The following is a 22425-nucleotide window of genomic DNA, read 5'->3' as shown; positions in this document are numbered from 1 at the left end:
AATATAATAGATATATCAATAGATTAACAGATATATGTAAAAATTAAGTGACATCTATCCAAGCACTTCCTGAAAGCTCTTTTTAAACTCTTCGCCATAAATCACCTTATAATCTTTATTAAATGTTTCGAATTTAGTTTTAGCGAGTGAATGTTTGCCGAGGTAAACCAATGATTTACATTTAATAATCATCGCCTCTTCATTAACAGGATCGAAATAAGAAATGGTATTCGCAATACCGATTAAAAACTCAGGATCATCCATTGGATTAACCGTTGCGGCATAATGAAGGTAAATATCTATAATTTCATTGGAAATATCCGATTTATAACTATCCAGCCAATCAAACTCAAGATTAGATAGAAAACCACCCCGATTTACAATTTTTGTAAGTTTAGTTAAACTTTGTTTATCAATTTCCCCTTCGCCATTTACAATATTAAGGTACTGTTTGTAATCAACTTTAACGTTGTGCTCATTAAAATCTATCATCCAGTAACCGGTGTTCTTAGAGATCTGACACCCGTCCATTCTTTCCAGAATCAATTTAAGTTTGGCAATGCTTACCGACCTGTTATTTCTGGCACTCTCTACCGATTTATCAAGCCAAAGCACTTCAGTAAGCTTTTCAGTGCTGATGCCCCGACCTTTTATAGTATACAATAATACCACCAGGAAGAGTTCCCTTATTAAAGGAGAAAGGTTTTTTGTAATGTCCTCTCCTTCTTTGTCAAATAGCTGCAGGTTCCCAAACAGAAATATTGCATTCTTAATAGGCCCTATTACCGGCGACACCACCGGTTCTGAACCTCCCGTCACAGTATCTTCAACTTTAACTACCTGCAATGCTGATATCTCGCCCATTTTCTTATTCTTGACCTTACTTTTGCGCCATCTGTATACTACAAAACCGGCAATTGCTAAAAGCGTAAAGAGCAAAAGGAAAAAATACTTATTTGTAGCTACAGACGATTCTTTTGATAGGTCTGCACGATACTCTTCAGGTGGTCCATATAAGGTATAAACTTTAACTGAGGTTACGTTCGTCTTTTCATCATGCAACAACAAGACTGCTACGAACCTTTTACTGACAGGGCAGAAATACAAATCCGCATAGGAATGAATATCATGAAAAGCATACGGAATAGAACTCCCCATCAACGTGTAGTCAGCTGAAGTCAAAGAGCCGCGTATAAGTTGCAGCGATGAGTTGTATTTATAGTTCGGAAATGTTAGCGCATAATAAGATCCTGTTTTCTCGTTTATAACCATTGAATTTGCAAATGCAAACTCCTCGTTTTTAGGTTTTAATTCAAGAACCTTCTTAAACACATTGTGTTTAAAATCATAAAAATTAAGATCATATATATTCTTAGCATTTAAGATCTGTTGTCCTGTTGAGCTGCCATAACCACCAAGAATATAAACGCCATCTTTTACGCCCCCTAAAGCAGATAGATAACGGGGAGTAAAATCACCCTTGGGTTCAGATATACTCCATTTCTTATCAGTGAAACGATACTTGTGCACGCTTCGCCTATAAAAGTATTGTCCATAACCTCCTATCATATACAAAGAGCTGTCTGCAGCAGAATAAAACTTATTGGGATGCCAGAAAATGGTAATCACATCTGGGTGAACGTATTTCCTATCCCAGGAATTGTCTGAAAAATTAAATGTAGAAACCAGTTTCTGGTCCATATAAAAATTCAACAATTTATTGGTAGACACATCATAAACAGATTGGTTACCGCTTAATAATTGTTGTTTTCCTGAGCTGTAACGTTTAAAGGACAATGTTTGCGAACCAATATCATAGGTACCCAAAGAATCCTCCGCAATCACATATAACAGTTCTTTATCTGAATTTAAGGCTACGCTGGCAGCTCCATTTACCTCAAAAGCCTTAACCAACTGCCAATCATGATGCATTTTCCTGATCCACATGGGGTTGGTTACATTCCCGTCGTTCCCCTTTATAATTTCGGACGCCTTTAGTCCAGTCATCTCATTTAAAGGCCAATGGTAACTGATCTTACCATTTTCAGCTATTTTTATATCCCTTATTTTCATCGGGGGTATATCTTTAACCTTAAAATCCATATAATTATTTGCTCCGATCAGCAGCTTATAACATTCGTTTTTTAAACTAATTTTCTGATGATAAGCTTTGCCATCAGCGAGTAGAACAAGCTCCTGAAGCTCAACATCAAAACGAAGTTTTAAATTGTACCAGTTCTTATAAAGTTTATTGATATCAATATCAAAAGAAACATCCGATACTTTGTCCCCAATAATTAATTTGAAGTGCTTATTTTCCTGAAAGCGCATATCATAGACCAGGTCTATGTTGCGATTTTTTTCATCTATCAGCCGAAAAATATATCCAAAGTAATCGGTATAACCTGGCATAAAGGAAAGATCGAAAGACAGTTCAAAATTATGATCAAAGCATATTGGTTTTTCTAAACTGAGGTCGAGACTCGTTCTTTTATCTTGCACTACCTCATGTCCAAAAAAACCAAGACCATAAGACTGTGCGCTTGCCGGAAATGAAGCAATAATTAAAAATAAAGAAAGGATCGCGTAAATTTTTATTCTCATCGTATTTCGGGGTAGAAACATAAATTTGGCTTCCCCAAGCCCTTATCTATGAGCTAATGTAAGATTTTCAATTCATCTTTTGCAATTAAAAAATCTATCAATCAGGATATTCCCTGACGGTAATCCAAAATTAATTATTTATTAAGGGCTAAAGAATAAGTTTATATTTCATAATAAACAAATGCCGGCAGGCAACAAACAAATAACCAAATATTTTAAATATGAACTTAAAAAAAATAGCCGTTTTTATGTTATACGGCTTTTCAGTGCTTAACCTACAGGCGCAATCCAAACATAGTAAAGAAACATTGTACCCGTCCTACAAAGGTCTGGTAATGGCGGGCTACCAAGGCTGGTTCAGAGCCGAAGGAGATGGGACTGGAAGTAAAAGATTCGCTTACGGGAATGAAAATGTAAGTAATATAGATATGTGGCCTGATGTAAGTGAATATAAGGTAACTTATCCAACCCCTTTTAAATTAAAGAACGGACAAGCCGCGAAATTTTTTAGTTCCCATGACAAGAGTACTGTTGATCTTCATTTTAAATGGATGCGGGAATATGGTGTTGACGGCGTTTTCATGCAACGTTTCTTCAGTAATGTTAAAGATAAAGACCAGGCCTCTGTAACTATACTCAAAAATGCTTTTGAAGCCGCGTCAAAATATGATAGAGCAATCGCGCTGATGTACGATTTATCTGGCTTAAAAGCTTCGGGAGAAGACTGCTCGGCAATAATAGAAGACTGGAAACGCATGGTAGATGAGCTGAAGATCACCAATCAGGCCGGTAAAAAAACGTATTTACATCACAATGGTAAACCTGTAGTTACCATATGGGGAGTGGGATTTCCTGACAGACCTTACAATATTAGAAATATAGGGTTAGAGCGATTGATCGATTTTCTTAAAAATGACCCGGTATATGGTGGCTGTACCGTTATGCTTGGAGTTCCCACCTCATGGAGAAACCTGAATGCAGATTGCATTAACGATCCGTATCTACATGAACTTATAAAAAAAGGAGACCTGCTTTTGCCCTGGACTGTACAACGTTATAGCGGACTATTGCATAATGATATGGAAAGACTGCGTGACAATACCGTTGACGATATTAAATGGTGTAAAGAAAATAAGATTGATTATGTGCCCTGCATTTATCCCGGATTTAGCTGGCATAATTTAAGTAAACAAGAATTTCCTGATGATGTAAAACCTGTAGGATCAATTCCAAGACAAGGTGGACGTTTCTTCTGGCAACAAATTGTAACGACCCTTAACGCGGGGGCGACGATGCTTTATGTGGCCATGTTTGATGAAGTTAACGAAGGTACGGCGATATTTAAAGGAAGCGATACCCCTCCTCAGGGAAATTCTGTAGCATTTATCGATATGGATGGTAAACCTTCAGATCATTATTTATGGTTAACTGGCGAAGCAGCAAAAATTCTGCGTAATGAAAAACCACTTTCCTTCAAAATACCAGAACGTAAATAATATTAGCCAACCATTTTAACCATACAAATAGATAAAATTAAAAAAAATCAAAAAAAACGGGCTTAACAGCCATTTGGTAATATTTTATTAATTTTTTATTAGTCATCAACTCATTTAATTGCTAACAAATTATAAGTCGACCCTCTGATTACCCGATCATGATTGACAGCAATAACCAAATATTAAATTATGAACAATCATCAGTCTAATTCGCCATGACCATAAAAGGCAGCGCAAACTCCATACCTATTCAGGTACAAAATCAACTAAAAACAAACCATATAAACTAAACAGTATGAAAAAAATTAAATACTTATTTACATTATTTTTTCTTTTTCCCCTCATTTTGCTTGCCCAGCAGCCTGTCAATATCAGCGGAAAAATAACTGATGTCAACAACATTGGCCTCCCAGGGGTAAGTATCAAGGTAAAAGGCACTACAGTAGGCACCTTTACTGACAGTAAGGGAAGTTTTTCCCTTAGCGTACCTAGTGCTGATGCTTACATCCAAATCTCTTATGTAGGCTATCTTTCGCAGGAACTACAGGTAAACGCCAAAAGAAATTTTGCGATCACACTTCAGGAAAACAACAATACACTTAATGAGCTTATTGTAGTAGGTTACGGTACACAAAAGAAAGCGACAGTAACAGGTTCCATCGCTACCCTAAACACGGAACAGATCACAGTAACGAAAAACGAGAACGTGGTCAATATGTTAACCGGAAAAATTCCTGGTGTACGTATATTACAAAAAACCAGTGAACCAGGTGGTTATGAAAACACATTTGACATCAGGGGCTTTGGTAGTCCGCTAATTGTTATTGATGGCATACCAAGAGGTAGTGGTGATTTTTCAAGGATGGATCCAAATGAGATAGATAACATCTCTGTATTGAAAGATGCTGCTGCTGCAATTTATGGTGTAAGAGCGGCAAACGGAGTAATTTTAATTACGACTAAAAAAGGCAAGAAAGATGGCAAATATGACATCAATTATTCTGTTAACCAAGGATGGCAACAATTTTTAGGAATGCCGGAAGGTGTTGGTGCCGTTGATTATATGTTGTTAACCAACGAAAAGAATAAAAGATCCTTTGCCAGTAATTTCCCTAATAACCAGGAATCCACCTTTTCTTATGGAGATATGCAACCCTGGCTGGAAGGCAAATACCCTTCGGCAGACTGGATAGGTGCGGCATTTAACACTACTTCGCCTCAAATTCAGCATAACATGAATGTAGATGGTGGTACAGAGAAAGCAAATTATTTCTTTAACCTGGGCTACATGAAACAGGATGGTCTTTTTAAAAGTGGTGATTTGGATTATAATCGCTACAATTTCCGCTCTAATGTAAACGTAAATATCACCAGGCGCATCAGGGCACAGATATTAACCTCTGGACATATAGATCAAAAAAATCAACCTTTCCAGGATCTATGGACCATTTTTAAATATGCTTGGAGCCAGGTTCCTACTAACCAGATCTATGCAAATAACAATCCATTGTACCCTAATAAAATGCCGGACGATGCCAATCCTGTTTCCATTACTGATGCTGACCAAGTAGGTTATAAAAAACGTACGCAAAAGAACTTTCAGGGACAGTTAACCTTAGAATACGACATACCAGGTATTGAAGGACTGAAGGCAAAAGGAATGTACAATTATGGATACAACGCTGATGACAATACAGACCATAAAAGGGCTTATAAACTATATACCTATAATGCTGAGCAGGATACCTACGCACCTACCGTGGTAGGCTCTCCTGCTTACATCAACCGCTCTTATGCAAACAGTGTTTCAATACTTACTCAGCTCTCGTTAAATTACACTAAAACTTTTAATCAGGTACACAACGTATCGGCTTTGGTATTACTTGAAGAAAGCCATTTCAAATCTGATAATTTTTATGCCCAACGAAATGTAACCATTCCTATAGATTATTTATTTGGTGGGGAAGACGACCAACAACTGGGATCAATGAATGTTAACGGATTACGTGAAGAAGCAACAAGGAGTTACATAGGAAGGTTAAATTATGACTATAAGGGCAAATACCTGGCGGAATTCAGTTTCCGTAGGGATGGTTCCAATAAGTTCAAACCGGGAGCAGATCAATGGGGATTCTTTCCAGCAGGCTCTATCGGATGGCGAATCAGCGAAGAAACTTTCTTTAAAAATTTAGTCCCTACAGATATCCTGAGCAATTTAAAGATCAGGGCATCTTACGGTAGAACCGGTGATGATAGTGCAACTGCTTTTCAATACATTTCGGGCTTCAACTATCCAACGCTTAACCCTAATGACAACAGTGTGTGGGGTTACTTCTTCGATGGTAAATTCTATAATGGCGCAGCGGCACGTGCGCTTACTAATCCAGATCTTACCTGGTTCACTGCTGAAACTAAAAATATTGGACTGGACTTTAACATGTTTAATGGAAAACTGGATGGATCAGTTGATGTATTCAGAAGAGATATGAAAGGTCTATTAGCCCTTAGAGATGTACAAATACCTGGTACTGTTGGCATTGAGTTACCTCAGGAAAACCTAAATTCCAACAGAACTGAAGGCGTGGAGATCATTGTAAACTACAGGAATAAAATAGGTCAGTTCGGTTATAACATTGGGGGTAACTTTTCTACCACACGTACCATGGACAGGGATGTTATTCAGGGGCTCGCTGGTAATGAATACAGCAACTGGAAATCATCAAGAACCAATCGCTACACGAGTATATGGTGGGGAAAAACCTATGCAGGACAATTCACTAATTACGACCAGATTTTTAGTCACCCTATAAATACTGGTGGAGGAAATAACAACACTATTCCCGGAGATTATTACTACCAGGACTGGAATGAAGATGGTGTGATTAACGAGAAAGACGACCAGCCTATTGCTACTAAAGATATTCCATTGGTTAATTATGGAATTAACCTGGGTTTAAGCTACAAAAATTTCGATCTGAATGCTTTGTTTGCCGGTGCTACCAGTTTCTATGTACAATATGATGAGCAGTATGCGGAACCATTAATGTATGGAAGAAGTGCTTTAACCAAGTTTCTTGACAGCTGGCATACCGTAAACCCAAATGATAATGTATTTGACCCTAATACCCAATGGGTTCCAGGAAACTATCCTGCAATGGGTTCGCCAATTGCAGAAGGAACCAAAGCGGTACAGGATGCCAGCTACCTAAGGTTAAAAACTTTAGAGTTAGGTTATTCTATTCCGGCACTTACGCTAGCCAAAGTGGGTATTAAAAAAATGAGGGTATATGCAAATGCTTATAACCTGTTAACTTTTACCAAACTTAAAGACAGCGATCCTGAACACCCTGGACAAATCCCTGATGCGAGTTTCGATCATGGTGCACGTGGTTATAAATACCCTTTAAACAGAACATTTAACCTTGGAGCCAGTATTTCCTTTTAAATTATTAAAGATGAAAAGATATAAATTAATAATAGCTGTATTAGCAGGGATATTGGTTTCCTGCCAGAAGTTAGATATAAAGCCAACAAATGTTGTAACCGAAGACGTGGTGTTTGGAGGAGAGGCTGGTATAGATGTATACATGGCTAATATTTACCGTAAGCTGCCGATTGAAGATTTTAGATACAGACCAGGAGGAGAAGGCAGAGGTGGCATGAACCTACACCACGAATGGCAGAATTTCTTTCATGCAGGCGCAACCGTTGGAGAAATGGTAGGCCCTTTTGGAGGAATGGATATTGGCGGTGGTTTTGGCTACTGGCCGTATGATGACATCAGAGCAGTAAATTATGTGATAGAAAACCTGCCTAAGTACCCAGCTAACTTTACAGGAGCTCGGGTTAACGAATTACTTGGCGAGGCTTATTTTTGCAGGGCTTTCTTTTATTTCTCTTTGGTTAAACGTTATGGTGGTGTACCTATCGTTTCTACAGTACAAAACTATCCGCAGCAAAGTGTAGAAGAATTACAGGTACACCGTAACAAAGAAGAAGAGGTGTGGACATTCATAGGCGAAGATCTAGATAAGGCTTACGAGATGATGGTTGCTTCTAGTCCGAGGGGAAGAGCAAATAAATATGTTGCACTGGCATTAAAATCAAGAGCGATGTTATATGCAGGATCAATTGCAAAATACGGATCTACAAATTTTGTAGACGGAGAAGCAAGATCTGCTGGCTTGGTGGGTATCCCTGCAGACAAAGCGAATTCTTTTTTCCAGAAAGCATGGGATGCTGCAAAATTATTTGAAGGAACAAAATACAAATTGTATAATAAAACTCCGGCAGACAAGGTAAAGAACTACGTTGATGTATTCCTTGATCCATCTAGTGAAGAGAACATCCTGGTAAGGGATTATTCTATGACCACAAAAACAGCGCATAGCTGGGATGCTACTTTCTCTCCGGGATACATGACAGTAGGTCCAGAATCAAGAGCCTACCCTACCCTTGAATTTGTAGAACGATGGGGAAAACTACCTGTACTTGATGGAACAGATCATCCTATCAAATTTAATAACCTTGCAGATTTAATGAATAACAGTAACCTGGAACCACGTTTACTAGCTACAGTTTATTTCCCGGGAGCTACATTGAGAGGAAAAACTTTCGATACACAAAGAGGACTATACGAAACTATGTTTACCGGAACAGTTACCCAGGAAGTTGCGAAAACTCTTGAATCAAGAGCTAGTATTACTACCTCTGACCCCAACACCTTACATAACGGTAGAAGAATTATAGGTGAAGCAGGCATGAAACGCCCTGGTGCTTCTGATAATGCTACCCGTACCGGATTTTTTGTAAGAAAATACATAGACTATAACAAAGCACAACCGGCTACAGGTCTATTCCAAAGTGAACAAGCCTGGATAGAATTCCGTTATGCTGAAGTACTGTTAAACAGGGCAGAAGCTGCTGCAGAATTGAATAACCCGGATGATGCACTTACTTGTTTGAACCTATTGAGAGAAAGAGCTGGTGGCCCTCAGTTGTCCTTAGCCGCTGTAAATGTAAATGAAGTTCGTAATGAAAGGTGTAAAGAACTCGCATTTGAAAATCATTATTACTGGGATTTAAAGAGATGGAGAATTTCGGATGTATTGTTAAATAATGCAAAATTCACAGGTCTAATGCCATATTATGTGATTAGTGAGAATAAATATATTTTCATGGCGGAGCGTGAGACCTTTGATCGCAATTACAATTTCGAAAAGAAATATTACTACGAGCCAATTCCTGGAGGTGAACTCGGTAAAAATCCAAATCTATATCCTAATAACCCTAATTATTAATAAGATAAAATATACAATTATGAAGAAGTTGATGAGCAGAATCTTGTTAGGAGTAGGTTTACTGGCAAGCGCTGCATGTACAAAAATAGATAATTACGATGGGCCTAACGCCTCTTTTGAAGGCCGGTTAATTGATGCCGTTACTGGCCAAAATTTCCAGACCGCTACAGGGAATATTCAGGTAAGGTTGTTCCAGGTGAGCTGGAGCGCTACACCGGCACCGCAGGAAATACCCAGTAAAATGGATGGTACGTTTAAAGATTCCAAACTATTTGCCGGAAAGTACAAGGTGATTCCGGTTGGAGGTGCATTCTGGCCGGTACTGGATACTGCAACAGTAAATATAGGCTCGGCTAGTAAGCATGACTTTGAGCTTACCCCCTACCTGGTGATCAAAAATTTCACTTACGTGATAGAGAACAAAACCCTGAAATTGAATTTTGATATAGACGCTCCTATTGGAGCAGGCTTGCCAACGATTATAGAAGCACAACCTTATGTAAACACCACCAAAATGGTTGGTCCGGGGGCTTCTATCTTTAACTATTCTGATGCACTAAAGCTAGTGATTAACAAAGACTGGTTAAACATGGATCCCGCCACTAAATCTATAGAATTCACTATTCCGGACCTCACTCCGGGAAGAACATTCTATGTAAGAGTTGGCGTGCGTTTAAACGACAGCTTTAAGAGCTCAAATTTATCGCAAATTGTAGAAGTAAAAGTTCCCTGATTTAACAATAAGGTAGATCATTAAAGAAATAACAATGAAAAAAATAAAATATCTGTTCCTTTTTCTAATGATAATTGGTTCAGTTATCGCCTGTTCCAAGAAGAGTGAAAAGCCAGTGGATCCACCACCTGTTGACCCGGTAGCAGACGAGAAAAAAACAGGCTATGATACCTCAGGATTATTGTACCCTTCTTATACAGGATTGGTAATGGCCGGTTACCAGGGATGGTTTGCTGCCCAGGGAGATGGATCTAACCGAGGTTGGTACCACTATCAGGGGCCCAACAACACATTCGCTCCAGGAATCACCAACGTTGATTTCTGGCCGGATATGGCTGAATACTCCAAAACCTATAAATCCCCTTTCAAATTTGCCAACGGATCTGATGCTTATCTGTATAGTCCGTACGACGAGGAAAGTGTAGATCTTCACTTTAAATGGATGAAAGATTACGGTATAGATGGTGTACACATGCAACGCTTTGTTGGAGAAATAAAATCTTCTAATGCATCTGGAAAAAGGCACTTTAATAAAGTGCTTACCAATGCTTTAAAGGCAGCAAAAAAATATGGCAGGGCCATTAGTGTAATGTATGATTTGAGTGGATGCTCCAGTGCCGATGTAGCCTACTTAGAGCAGGACTGGAATGAACTGGTCACTATTTTTAAGCTTTATGATAAAGTAGAGAACCCCACTTATTTGTGGCACAATAAAAAACCACTAATGACCATTTGGGGAGTTGGATTTAATGACAACAGAAATTACACCATTGCAAACGTAAATGCCTTGGTTGATAAGTTAAAATCGGGCGAAAAAAGGGTCTCGATTATGTTAGGTGTTCCTTATTACTGGAGATCTTTTGGATCAGATACAGAAAATACTCCTGCATTGCACCAACTGATAAAGAAAGCGGATATCATTATGCCTTGGGCAGTGGGCAGATACGGTATGGATAATTACAATCCAAACAACCTTAGACAGGATATGCAATGGTGTAACACCAATAACGTAGACTATGTTCCATTGGTGTTTCCTGGTTTTAGCTGGGGCAATATGCACAAGGATCCCACGCTTTATAACTCCATACCAAGAAGAAAGGGCGACTTTTTATGGACACAGGTAGCGGGTGCCGTACAATTCGGCGCAAAATCCCTGTATGTGGCTATGTTCGATGAAATTGATGAAGGAACTGCAATTTTTAAATGTGCAAGAGAATCTGAAACTCCATTAAATGGAGACCTGAGATTTATGGGCATCGAAAACGATTTGCCTTCTGATTATTACTTATGGTTAACAGGTCAGGCCGCCAAATGGGTTCATGGACAGCCAGGTTATAATTATCAGAAACCAGCAAGAACCCCATAAACAACCCATAAAATTTAGTAAAGATTTAATAGAGTTTAACAATAGACCAAATCAACAAACTTAAACCTAAAAGAAATGAAACTAGTAAAAATAATGATGGCATGCTTCATTTTTACACTGGCACTTACATTTGCCAGCTGTAAAAAAGAAGAATATAGTTCCAGAGACACTAGTGGTATAGTACCAGAGCCGGTAATACCAGAACCGGTAGATCCGACTTTAGTCCTTTTGGATAATGCTGATAAGCTTGACGAATGGGAGGTTTCAGGAGGAACAGGTGTAATAGAAACCGTAACTAAAAAAGAAGGTGAAGGCGCTGTTGGAGGAAAATTTAAGGTAGGCGACGATTATCTACACTTTATAAAAAGATTAAGTACTCCCGTAAATAGTAAGCTTACAGCAGACAAAGCACAGCTATCCTTCTGGTTATATGTGGAGAAACCACTCTCCATTAAGGAAGGGCAAATTGAAATCACCAGTTCAGGACAATCTGACCAACAGGAATTTCATTGGGATGTACCAGGACTAGGGCTTAAACCAGGATGGAATGAGGTAAAACTAAAAATTAGTAATGCCACTGCAGATGGCGGTGGAGCCGATTTGAGTACGATCAAGTGGTTCCGGATGTACATCATCACAACTGCCAAAGCAACTGAAGAAAACAAGGTTATTATTGACTATGTTAGATTATCCGAAGCTCCACCTGAAGGCCCATCTTTATATCTTGACAATTGCGATAACCTAACCGGATGGGAAGTTTCCGGAGGGACAGGAGTTATAGATGTCACAAAGAAAAAAGAAGGAACGGGTTCAATCTTTGGTAAAACACATCCTGATGCTGGATATCTACACTTTAAAAAGAAATTCAACACACCAGTGGATACTAAATTAACAAAGCTAACGGGGCAGTTATCTTTCTGGTTGTATATCAGTAAAGCAGCCACGCTTAATGGCCAAATAGAAATTTCCAGTTCAGGAGATGCAGATCAACAAGAATACAATTGGGACCCTGTATCTATTAAAAACTTAAAACCTGGAGCATGGAATGAAGTAAAATTAAATATCAGGGATGCTGCAATAACTAATGGGCCTGTAAACCTTGCTGCGATTAATTATTTCCGCATGTTTTTACAAACAGGAGAAGATGGGATTGATATTGGTATAGATGGTATTAAATTTAACGGAATTCCTCTTCCTGATGCTGTTTTTCTCGATAACGCAGACTTAAAAGATGGTTGGCAGACTGTTGGAGAACCTGTGATTGAGGCCACTAATCCTAAACCTAAGGAAGGTGCCGGATTCTTAAAAAATACGATCAAAAAAGGTGATGACTTTATGCAGTTCATCAAGGATACAACTGTACCAGTAAATTCAGGTGTTACTGAAGCTAACGGGCAATTCAAATTCTGGTGGTACATTTCTGATGTATCGGCACTTAAAGCAGATGGCTCAATTGAGATCACAAGCTCAGGCAAATCTGATGAAAAAGAATCCGCCTGGGACATTACGCCATTACTGCCATCGTTAAAGAATGGATGGAATGAGATTACACTCGATTTGGATAAATCTAATAAGTCAGGAGATGGCGGAGCAGATTATAAAGCCATAAACCACTTCCGTATCTTCTTCTTCACAAAAGATAAAACCCATGAAGATGTCCTTACCGGAATAGATGACCTTAAATTTGTGATGAAACCTTAGTACCATTTTTTTTAAACCATTAAAGGCAGAGAACGATGTTTCTCTGCCTTTTTAATACCACAAATGATATGCTTAAATTGTTAAAAACATATTTACCAGCCATTATATTAGCAACAATATTCATCTTATTTACAACGGTTTGCAACGCTCAGAAAAAGATTTCAAACGCAAAGCTTAGAAATCCCTTCATTACGCAGATGTATACGGCCGACCCTTCCGCACACGTTTGGGCAGATGGTAGGCTATACATTTATGCTTCGCATGACATTGCTCCGCCTCAGGGATGTGATCTAATGGACAGATACCATGTTTTTTCGACTGATGATATGGAGAACTGGAAAGATCATGGAGAAATTTTAAATTCAAGTCAGGTACCATGGGGAAGAAAGGAAGGTGGTTTTATGTGGGCACCTGATTGTGCTTATAAAAACGGCACTTACTATTTCTACTTTCCTCATCCCTCAGGAACAGAATGGAACGCCACCTGGAAAATCGGTGTAGCTACCAGTAAAAATCCGGCCAGTGGGTTTGAGGTTAAAGGATACATTGACGGTCTTAAACCAATGATTGATCCTTGTGTATTTGTGGATGACGATGGGCAGGCGTATTTCTATTATGGCGGCGGCGGTACCTGCGAAGCAGGAAAACTAAAAGACAACATGATGGAAATAGATGGAGAGATGATAAAGATGGAAGGCTTAACGGATTTCCATGAAGCCTCATGGATACATAAAAAAGATGGCATCTATTACCTATCCTACTCTGATAACCATGATGACAATATGAAGGATGGGGTTAGCGGAGACAACAGGATGCGTTATGCGACCAGCAAAAGTCCTTTAGGCCCATGGAAAAGTGAGGGAATCTATATGGATCCAACAGACAGCTATACCAATCATGGCTCTATTGTAAAATACAAAGGCCAGTGGTATTCATTTTATCATAACAGCTCACTTTCCAATCACGATTGGTTAAGGTCAATCTGTGTAGATAAGCTTTATTACAATGCCGATGGCACGATAAAAAAAGTAGTTCCAACAACCGGAATTACAAAATAAATACTTGCAAGTATCATGAATAATCTAAACACCTGAATAATGAACACGCAAAAACTTAACATACTAGCCTTCATTGCCATATTTACGGTAATGAGCAGCTGTTCTAAAAGTAAAAGTAATTCGCCGGAAACGCCGGATAAACCGGGAGAGGAAATAGACATCACGCCTTCGCCTCCTGGCGATGTAGTGGGTAAGGTAACTGTTGGTTACCAGGGCTGGTTTGCGGCAAACGGGGATGGTTCTCCGATCAATGCCTGGTGGCATTGGACACAGGACTGGGCTAAATCACCTGGAACAAACAACTCAGGAATAAAGTCATGGCCTGATGTCCGTGAATATACCAGTACTTATGCCACATCTTTCGCAAACCTTGGCAATGGTCAGCCTGCAAAACTATTTTCATCCTATAATGACCAGACCGTAAATACACAGTTTTTATGGATGAAACAGAATGGACTTGATGTTGCTGCTCTTCAGCGTTTTAATCCAAACGGAATTGAAGGACCTATTCGCGATGCCATAACTGTAAAAGTAAAAACAGCAGCAGAGCTACACGGAAGAAAGTTTTACATCATGTACGACATCAGTGGCTGGATGAACATGCAATCGGAAATAAAAACAGACTGGACCAATAAAATGTCTGCCTATACTTCCTCTTCAGCCTACGCAAAACAAAACGGGAAACCTGTTATCTGTATCTGGGGATTTGGTTTTAGTGATAACAACCACCCTTTTACTGCCGCCGCTTGTCTGGATGTGATCAACTGGTTTAAAAGTAAAGGATGTTATGTAATCGGTGGGGTGCCTACAAACTGGCGGACACAAAACAGCGATTCCAGGCCTGCCTTTCTCAATACCTATAAAACCTTGGATATGATATCCCCCTGGATGATCGGAAGAATCGGCACCATCAATGAAATTGACAATAAGTTCAGGACTATTAATATGCCAGATATGGCTTATTGCAAGGCCAATGGGATCGATTATCAACCTTGTGTATTGCCGGGTGATTTACAGGAGCACCAACGTCTGCACGGCGACTTTATGTGGAGGCAGTTTTACAACATGAAAAGTATAAGCGTGAATGGCCTTTATATCTCTATGTTTGACGAATATAATGAAGGAAACCAGATTGCTAAGACTGCGGAAACCTCAGCTTACATTCCTGCAGGCTCCAATTTTGTAACGCTAGATGAAGATGGCACTCCTTGCTCTTCTGATTACTATTTAAGACTTTCAGGTGATGGGGCGAAAATGTTCAGGGGCGAGATTTCACTGACAGCAACCCGTCCGACAAAACCAACACTGTAAGGGTTACAGAACAGTTTTTCAATTAACCGCAGGCTGTCCAAAAAGGTAATGTGACGTTGAGCATACCTTTATGGACAGTCTTTTTTTGTTTTTATTGCCAAGATGCGGCTCCTAATAGCGCAGCCTTCTCTCCTAGCGCCGATCTTTTTACAGGAAAACTATAGCCCATTATTTCGGCAAGGTGTTTTCGTGTATCTTGTACAAAATAGGGCTCAGCATTGACTATATTCCCACCCAGCACTACAGCTAAAGGCATATCTTTTCGAATAAATTTATGGATAAAATTAGCTAGATTGAGGCTAAATTCTGCAAAAATAGTTTCAAAATGAGCTGTGCCAACATGATTATCAACCAGGTCTTTTACGTCTTTTATAGCCGTTCCATTGAGCTCAGCAAATCGTTTAACGAACCACCTTGTAGAAATATAATCTTCTGCGATTCCTTTTAAAAATGGCATGTTCCATAATCCGGAGTCCTTTACCTTTCCATCTAGCATATAAGATGTCCCCAAGCCAGTTCCCAATGTCAAACCAATAGCATGGTCATAACCTTTCAAACTTCCACTAAATACCTCTCCTTTTAGAAAACATGCAGCATCATTCATAAAATGAATAGCTGAAGGCGATATACCCAGTCGACTGGCCAACAACTGCTTAAGATTCAAACCGTACAATGTTTTATATTTATCCTGATCTTTAATCTTACAAATGCCGTTTTTATAATTCATAGGTCCCGGCATCGCGATATTAATCTTCAACGATTTAAGATCATATCCATTGCTTGCTTGGTTAAGTGTCTCTGCCCAGGCGTTAATGATCTCTTCGGCACTTCCATCCGACTGAATTCTACTCCTTGACCAGGTATCCTCGATTTCCACCTTTTGTTCCAGATCTATCAATGCCGCTGTAATGTGAGATCCGCCTATGTCTACTCCTAATGCTATTTTTTTCATCTAGTTTCTATTTGGTTGTTATCATTCTCCAAACTTATAATCCGAGCCTTAATAAATGTTTAATAAATGATTAACAGGGGCCGAATTTCAATAAAAAAACCTATGGCTCTGTTGTAAAAATGTAAACAGGGTTTCACACAAAAAAAACCTAAATTTAATAGTCCTAGGATTATTTAAAGAATATGGTATGGTAACTATTAAGGAATTTAGGGAAAGTTTGAGAGGCGGTTTAATAGAACCTCAAGATAAGGAATATGATGAGGCCCGCAAGGTGTATAATGCAATGATCAGCAAGCATCCACAGATGATTGCCCGTTGTATGGATGTGGCGGATGTGATACAATCAGTGAATTTTGCCAGAGAAAATAATATACTGCTTTCCATTCGCAGTGGCGGACACAATGCCGGCGGTTTAGGTATTTGTGAAAATGGATTGGTGATTGATCTTTCTTTGATGAAATATACTCGTATTGATCTACAGGAAAAAACTATCGTGGTAGGTGGAGGATGCACTTGGGGAGATGTTGACCATGCCACGCATGCATTTGGAATGGCAACACCTAGCGGGATTATTTCTACAACGGGTGTAGGCGGTTTAACTACCGGAGGAGGCATTGGTTATCTTACCCGTAAATATGGTCTGAGTATTGATAATCTGCGCTCAGTAGATATGGTATTGGCTGATGGAAGTTTTGTTGTCGCAAATAAAAATCAAAATCAAGACTTATTTTGGGCGGTGAGAGGTGGTGGTGGAAATTTTGGCGTAGTGACTTCTTTTACATTTAAATTGAACCCTGTATCGATGGTATATGGTGGGCCTATATTATACGAATTAACCGAAGCAGAAGCGGTGATGAAATGGTATCGTGAACTGATAAAAGATGCTCCAGATGACTTGAACGGTTTTTTTGCATTCCTCACCGTTCCTCCTGTAGCTCCTTTTCCAGAACATCTTCATCTTAAAAAAATGTGCGGTATTGTATGGGCTTATACCGGGCCTATGGAAAACGCAGAAGAAACCTTTAAACCCATTAGGGCTTTCAAGACTCCTGCACTTGACTTTGTTGGTCCCATACCTCAACCTGCTTTGCAAAGTATGTTTGATGGTTTATATCCTACGGGATTGCAATGGTATTGGCGTGCTGATTTTGTGAAAGAATTAAGTGATGAAGCAATTACCGCACATATCAAGTTTGGCAATGAGCTGCCCACCATGCATTCGACCATGCACTTGTATCCTATTAATGGTGCGGCATCACGGTTTAGCAATACAGATACCCCTTGGGCTTACCGCGATGCTACATGGGCAATGGTAATTGTAGGTGTTGACCCAGACCCGGCAAACAAAGAAAAAATTACGACATGGACTAAACAGTACTGGGAAGCAGTTCATCCTTATTCAGCAGGTGGTGCTTATGTGAATTTTATGATGGACGAAGGAGAAGAGCGCGTGAAAGCTACTTACCGTGAAAATTATGAAAGGTTAGTAAAGATTAAGAACAAGTACGATCTTAATAATTTGTTTAGGGTGAATCAAAATATAAAACCACACGCTGAAATGTAATTGAAAACGAAACCCTTACTAATTTATAATAGTAGATACCGTTTGGCCGGCATATTCCTTTTGGGGAAGTACTAAAGTAATCATTTTGGTATCGGCCAATCCTTTTATCTTGATCTTAACATTTAGGGTCTTATGAAGATGGGAAGGATCTGCAGCATGGAGTTGATATTTCCCCGTTTGTGATTTCCTGAGCATCAATACTGCTGGAACATCTGTTGATATTTTGACTTGTTCATCATCAAACTGAGCACCATCAACATAAAACACCATTTGCCATAGTTTCAATCCGCGATGATATACTGCTTGAAGGTTTTCTGTATTGGATTTGATTATCACATTTTTCTTTTTCAAGTACTGTTTCATCGCTGTTGGACTTTCGATACCCGGCAACAAAATATAGACATACTTTCCATTTCCAGGTCGAATGCCGTGCTGCAAGGTTAATTGGAAAACAGATTTATCTTCTATTTTTTTATTGGCTTCTTCACCACCCATACTAATCTCACTCCAATCACTAACCCTTTTTTCGGCAGATAAATATACTTTGCCTTTTTGAGGAAAGAGGTACCCCACGTGATCATGTAGTACCCAGTCCACCTGATCATTAAAAGTTAGATGGAGGTCTTTTTTATAAGGTACAACGCGACTACCGGTACTTAAGGTCAGCCCATTTTCTGAAAGAATCGCCTGATTTAAAGTCGTACTGACCCGATTAGGTAGTGTAGAGGTAATACCAGCGCCTAAACATACAATTTCATCATCAAACATAAACCATGATTTTTTTGCTGATGTTTGCAAGTCATTATTCATTATATAAGCTGTGACACCATAGCGCCCATCCGATACGCCACCCGAAAAAGAATGCGTACCCCTCCTGTCTCCTACACCTGGCGCTTTATCTTTTATAATAGGTAGCGTATCCGGCAAGGTTGTGCCCGGTAGTTTTGCCCAATTCCACAAAGGAAATATATTGTGATATTCATTGCCTTTCAATTGGAGGTTCAGCGTTCCTTCCGATCCCCAAAAGCCTTTCATATTTTCTAGATTACCAATTTCCTGAGAATACTTTCGGTTAGATACCGCATGTATAGACATAAAGTATGAAGGTCGGCTATGCACGGTGTAATCGGTATTCCAATAATGCTTGTGAAAGGGTTTTAGGTTAAAGGACGCAGGTTTTTCTCCTTTCATTCTCTTCCGTATGTTGCTGTATTGTTCTTTTCCTTGAGGGTCAATTTTTTCCAGTCTTTCGAGATAGGACGAGTAGTCTTTTTGCGTCGCCCCAATTCGGGAAATACCTCTTCCCAGTACATTCCAATCCATCCATTGGCCTCGAATAACACCGAATATCGATTCTAGTATAAACTTTCGAAACAAATCTAGTTTTTCTCCTTGTAGCGCATACTTTGTTCCCAAAGTATAAGCAGCTGACTTAGTCACACAAGTCATAAACTCTGTCCCATAACCGCCATTATATAAATACCCATAATGCATATCATAGGAAAGATCATATTGAATCCCCTCTCCGGTTGTACACTGAATAGGCAAATAGGCTTCCTTAGCGCCTAACTCCACCATTTTTTCATTCCCTGATAGCGCGCCCATAAAGATCCAGCCCATGGCGATCTGCGTTTTATTGGCTCCAAAGTTAAATTTGTGCATGGGATTATTTCGGCCATTGCTCGTGATCGCAGTATCCTTACAAATCACTGCAAGTGTTTTTTTTGCGACCAGACTATCTAAAGGTAACGCAGCAAACTTCATATTGATTAAGCTCAGCGCTAAAGATTGTGGACGTGTAATGCCTTGTTGATACCAGTTGTCACAATACGGCAAGGGTTTATGGCTTGTAAAATATTTCAGGCTTTTATTGATGGCTTCCCAAACCTTTTTATCTCCATAATAGCCGCTTTTAACATGTGAGTAGGCCAAGGTCATGGTTCTTATTTTTTCCAATACAGGTACCCAACTTGGATTGATTCGTTTATGATCAGTATAATCTAATGATTCGTATTTTCCAGTCTCTAAATTCAAATCTGAAAGGTTATCCTTGACTTGTTGATCTAGTTGCTTGACATCTTGCACTTCATCTATTTGCTCTTGGTGAACCCGTTGTAATATTGTATGGAATACCACATCAGATTGAGCTTCGACATTGTTAAAAAAGCTTGCGGCGAGTGTAAATAAAAAGGCTAAAAATATAGGTTTCATCATGTTTAGCGAATATAAGTTTTAACAGAATAAAATCTTAACTTTCGGTAATAATATGAAAGCACTATCCCTCAGCTATATGCTAACTTTTCTGTTTCTGCAAGGCTTTGCTCAGCAGATCGGGAATATCCCCAGTCCGGCACATTTTAAGCGGGTGAATGCAACAGCTGGTTCATTTTCTTACTGGTTGCGGCATACGAAGCTTAAAAAAGACAATACAGTGTACCTTTTTAATGGCGAGAAAAAGCGGAATCAGCAAGCACAATACGCCGTGTTAGACATTAGTATTGGAAAAAGGGACTTACAGCAATGTGCTGATGCTGTTATGCGCCTTTACGCGGAATGGCTATATGCTAAAAAGCAATATGCAAAGATTGTTTTCCTGGCAACAGATGGTACGCCTATGGATTATACTTCCTGGCGACAAGGTTACCGTTTTGTACTGCGACAACAAAAATTGCAGAAGCTGAAATCTACAGGCGTTTCTGATGATCGAGCTGCTTTTGACAACTATCTACAAACTGTATTTAGCTTTGCCGGCACTTTATCCTTAAGTAAACAATTGAAGCCGGTAACACATCCGGATGATATTGTTGCTGGTGATGTGTTTCTGCAAGGAGGTTCTCCTGGTCATGCGGTGATCGTAATGGATCTAGCTATAAATGCTGCTGGAGAGAAGCGTTTCCTTTTAGCACAGAGCTATATGCCTGCTCAAAACATTCATATACTCAAAAATCCCCTATCCATCAGCCCTTGGTATAGTCATAAATTCGGAACTGAATTGAAGACCCCAGAATGGGTTTTTCGAGCCGGCTCGCTTTATCGCTGGCCATAAGGAATATTATCCTATTTTTGCGCAGAAATAATTGAATATGGACTCGAGCGAACTACGAATAGGGAATTATACATTAGACCATGGACACCCAGAGCAAATACCTTATGGATCTGACATTGATTCTTCTGGATTAATGGAACCAATACGGTTATCTGAAGAATGGCTAAGTAAATTTGGCTTTGAGAAATTCGAGTTTGAATACGATGAAGGTATGGAGACTACTTATGTTCTGGAGAAGAAAAATGGGCATCAGTTTGTATTAAGTGAAGATTTTCAACCTATGGACGGCGAAATTGCCATGTTAGATTATAAGTTAGAATACGTTCACCAACTTCAAAATCTTTTTTACTGCTTAACCGGAGTGGAATTAACAATTATGGTTAGTTAACCGGATACTTTGGCATACGAATAACACCTTCATCAGATAGCAGCACATGAAGCGTTTTTGACTTCAATATTTTTTTGATGGTGGTTTTACGTCCATTCAAGTAAACCTGATTCTGTACTAATCTGATGCCATGGCTGTAATCCACCCAATCATATTTATGGCCGTTATACAGAGGCTGAATAGCCTTACCGTCTGGCTTATGCCAGCCGTAAATAACTACGCTTAAGCTCCCATCCGCAGCTGTAATTTTATTCGATATGACTACGTCCTTTTTATTTCCAGCAACAAGACTACCTGGCTTTGCTCCTATCCTATCCAGCTGTTGATGTACCAGCCCATTGTGATCTTCGAACACTGGAACAGTGATCATACGCATTGAAGGTGGAATAGGCTCGGGTGTTAATTTAAAAATGGCAGACTGGTAAATCCGGTTAGACATTTTTCGGGTTGGAAGACTACAGTTCAGCTTGTCCGCTATCTTTTGTGCTGCTGCCGCTGTTAATGGCGAATAAAAATAATCATCATCGGAACCAATAACCAGGTAATCTGGGGCTACAAAATATTTAATGGTAAACAGCTTTCCTTCAATAGTAGCGGTAGCTATGACAGGCAAAAAGTTACGGTAAAAATCTGGCACATTTCCCTGTCCCACCTCTTTTAGCATCAACCTTTCGCGCTCGACAGGAGAAAGCATGGAGTCACGGATTGTAGCGACAAATGCAGAACCCCTTAAAGCATTTACAGGGCGTTGAGGTATTTTTAAGTGCTGGGCATTAGCAGAACAAGTGATAAAGATCAAAAGAAAAAATAACGAGGTGATCAGTGGTTTCATCATAATTAAAGTTACGAATTTTCACCTTTGGGAATACTGTATCAATAATCAAATAAAACTCACCAAACACCATT

General features: G+C 39.3%; 15 protein-coding genes. 11 read left to right on the top strand and 4 right to left on the bottom strand.

Translation table 11 applies throughout. The features are described 5' to 3' along the window. Positions 1-54: 54 nt before the first annotated feature. Complete coding sequence (locus FBD94_RS04470) at positions 55-2604, bottom strand: galactose oxidase (RefSeq protein ID WP_131606944.1); 2550 nt, start codon at positions 2602-2604, stop codon at positions 55-57. A gap of 221 nt (positions 2605-2825) precedes the next feature. Here FBD94_RS04470 and FBD94_RS04465 point away from each other — a divergent pair, with 221 nt between their 5' ends. From FBD94_RS04465 to FBD94_RS04430, 8 genes are all read left to right on the top strand, one after another. Next, positions 2826-4100 carry a glycoside hydrolase family 71/99-like protein gene (locus FBD94_RS04465; protein ID WP_136879273.1) on the top strand — a complete coding sequence of 425 codons (1275 nt, stop codon included), beginning with the start codon at positions 2826-2828 and terminating at the stop codon, positions 4098-4100. Between the two features lie 295 nt (positions 4101-4395). Continuing rightward, the gene (locus FBD94_RS04460) at positions 4396-7545 is read left to right on the top strand and encodes a SusC/RagA family TonB-linked outer membrane protein (RefSeq protein WP_131606948.1); all 3150 of its coding nucleotides are present in this window, start codon (positions 4396-4398) and stop codon (positions 7543-7545) included. Between the two features lie 10 nt (positions 7546-7555). Beyond that, a complete protein-coding gene (locus FBD94_RS04455; protein WP_131606950.1) occupies positions 7556-9400 on the top strand; it encodes a RagB/SusD family nutrient uptake outer membrane protein in 1845 nt (614 codons plus the stop codon). A 19-nt stretch (positions 9401-9419) separates the two neighbouring features. Further along, positions 9420-10133, top strand: coding sequence for a DUF3823 domain-containing protein (locus FBD94_RS04450; RefSeq protein WP_131606952.1), 714 nt, complete (start codon positions 9420-9422; stop codon positions 10131-10133). Between the two features lie 34 nt (positions 10134-10167). Continuing rightward, a complete protein-coding gene (locus tag FBD94_RS04445; protein ID WP_131606954.1) occupies positions 10168-11499 on the top strand; it encodes a glycoside hydrolase family 71/99-like protein in 1332 nt (443 codons plus the stop codon). A 75-nt stretch (positions 11500-11574) separates the two neighbouring features. Next, entirely contained in the window at positions 11575-13200 is a 1626-nt protein-coding gene (locus FBD94_RS04440) for a hypothetical protein (RefSeq protein WP_131606956.1), read from the top strand. A gap of 68 nt (positions 13201-13268) precedes the next feature. Further along, positions 13269-14258, top strand: coding sequence for a family 43 glycosylhydrolase (locus FBD94_RS04435; RefSeq protein ID WP_131606958.1), 990 nt, complete (start codon positions 13269-13271; stop codon positions 14256-14258). A 39-nt stretch (positions 14259-14297) separates the two neighbouring features. Beyond that, complete coding sequence (locus FBD94_RS04430; RefSeq protein WP_205945192.1) at positions 14298-15569, top strand: glycoside hydrolase family 71/99-like protein; 1272 nt, start codon at positions 14298-14300, stop codon at positions 15567-15569. A 91-nt stretch (positions 15570-15660) separates the two neighbouring features. Here the strand turns inward: FBD94_RS04430 and FBD94_RS04425 are convergent, their stop codons facing one another. Beyond that, on the bottom strand, positions 15661-16521 hold the full coding sequence (locus FBD94_RS04425) for an ROK family protein (RefSeq protein WP_131606960.1): 861 nt from the start codon (positions 16519-16521) through the stop codon (positions 15661-15663). A 187-nt stretch (positions 16522-16708) separates the two neighbouring features. Here FBD94_RS04425 and FBD94_RS04420 point away from each other — a divergent pair, with 187 nt between their 5' ends. Further along, positions 16709-18085: an FAD-binding oxidoreductase gene (locus tag FBD94_RS04420; RefSeq protein WP_136879272.1), complete on the top strand. Its 1377-nt coding sequence runs from the start codon at positions 16709-16711 to the stop codon at positions 18083-18085. Between the two features lie 18 nt (positions 18086-18103). Here FBD94_RS04420 and FBD94_RS04415 read toward each other — a convergent pair whose 3' ends face one another. Further along, positions 18104-20299: a polysaccharide lyase family 8 super-sandwich domain-containing protein gene (locus tag FBD94_RS04415; RefSeq protein ID WP_235884371.1), complete on the bottom strand. Its 2196-nt coding sequence runs from the start codon at positions 20297-20299 to the stop codon at positions 18104-18106. A 52-nt stretch (positions 20300-20351) separates the two neighbouring features. On the opposite strand from FBD94_RS04415, the gene FBD94_RS04410 reads away from it, so the two are divergent. Both FBD94_RS04410 and FBD94_RS04405 read left to right on the top strand, forming a co-directional pair. Next, on the top strand, positions 20352-21131 hold the full coding sequence (locus FBD94_RS04410; protein ID WP_136879271.1) for a DUF4846 domain-containing protein: 780 nt from the start codon (positions 20352-20354) through the stop codon (positions 21129-21131). Positions 21132-21168: 37 nt separating this feature from the next. After that, the gene (locus tag FBD94_RS04405) at positions 21169-21519 is read left to right on the top strand and encodes a hypothetical protein (protein WP_136879270.1); all 351 of its coding nucleotides are present in this window, start codon (positions 21169-21171) and stop codon (positions 21517-21519) included. Here FBD94_RS04405 and FBD94_RS04400 read toward each other — a convergent pair. Continuing rightward, the gene (locus FBD94_RS04400) at positions 21512-22354 is read right to left on the bottom strand and encodes a hypothetical protein (RefSeq protein ID WP_136879269.1); all 843 of its coding nucleotides are present in this window, start codon (positions 22352-22354) and stop codon (positions 21512-21514) included. The two genes, FBD94_RS04405 and FBD94_RS04400, sit on opposite strands and share 8 nt — an antisense overlap. Between the last annotated feature and the right edge of the window lie 71 nt (positions 22355-22425).

Origin of the sequence: Pedobacter hiemivivus (genome assembly GCF_005144565.1) — a bacterium.
GTDB lineage: Bacteria > Bacteroidota > Bacteroidia > Sphingobacteriales > Sphingobacteriaceae > Pedobacter > Pedobacter hiemivivus.
Note: the sequence above shows the minus strand (reverse complement) of the source record. Positions and strands in the feature narration are given on the sequence as shown.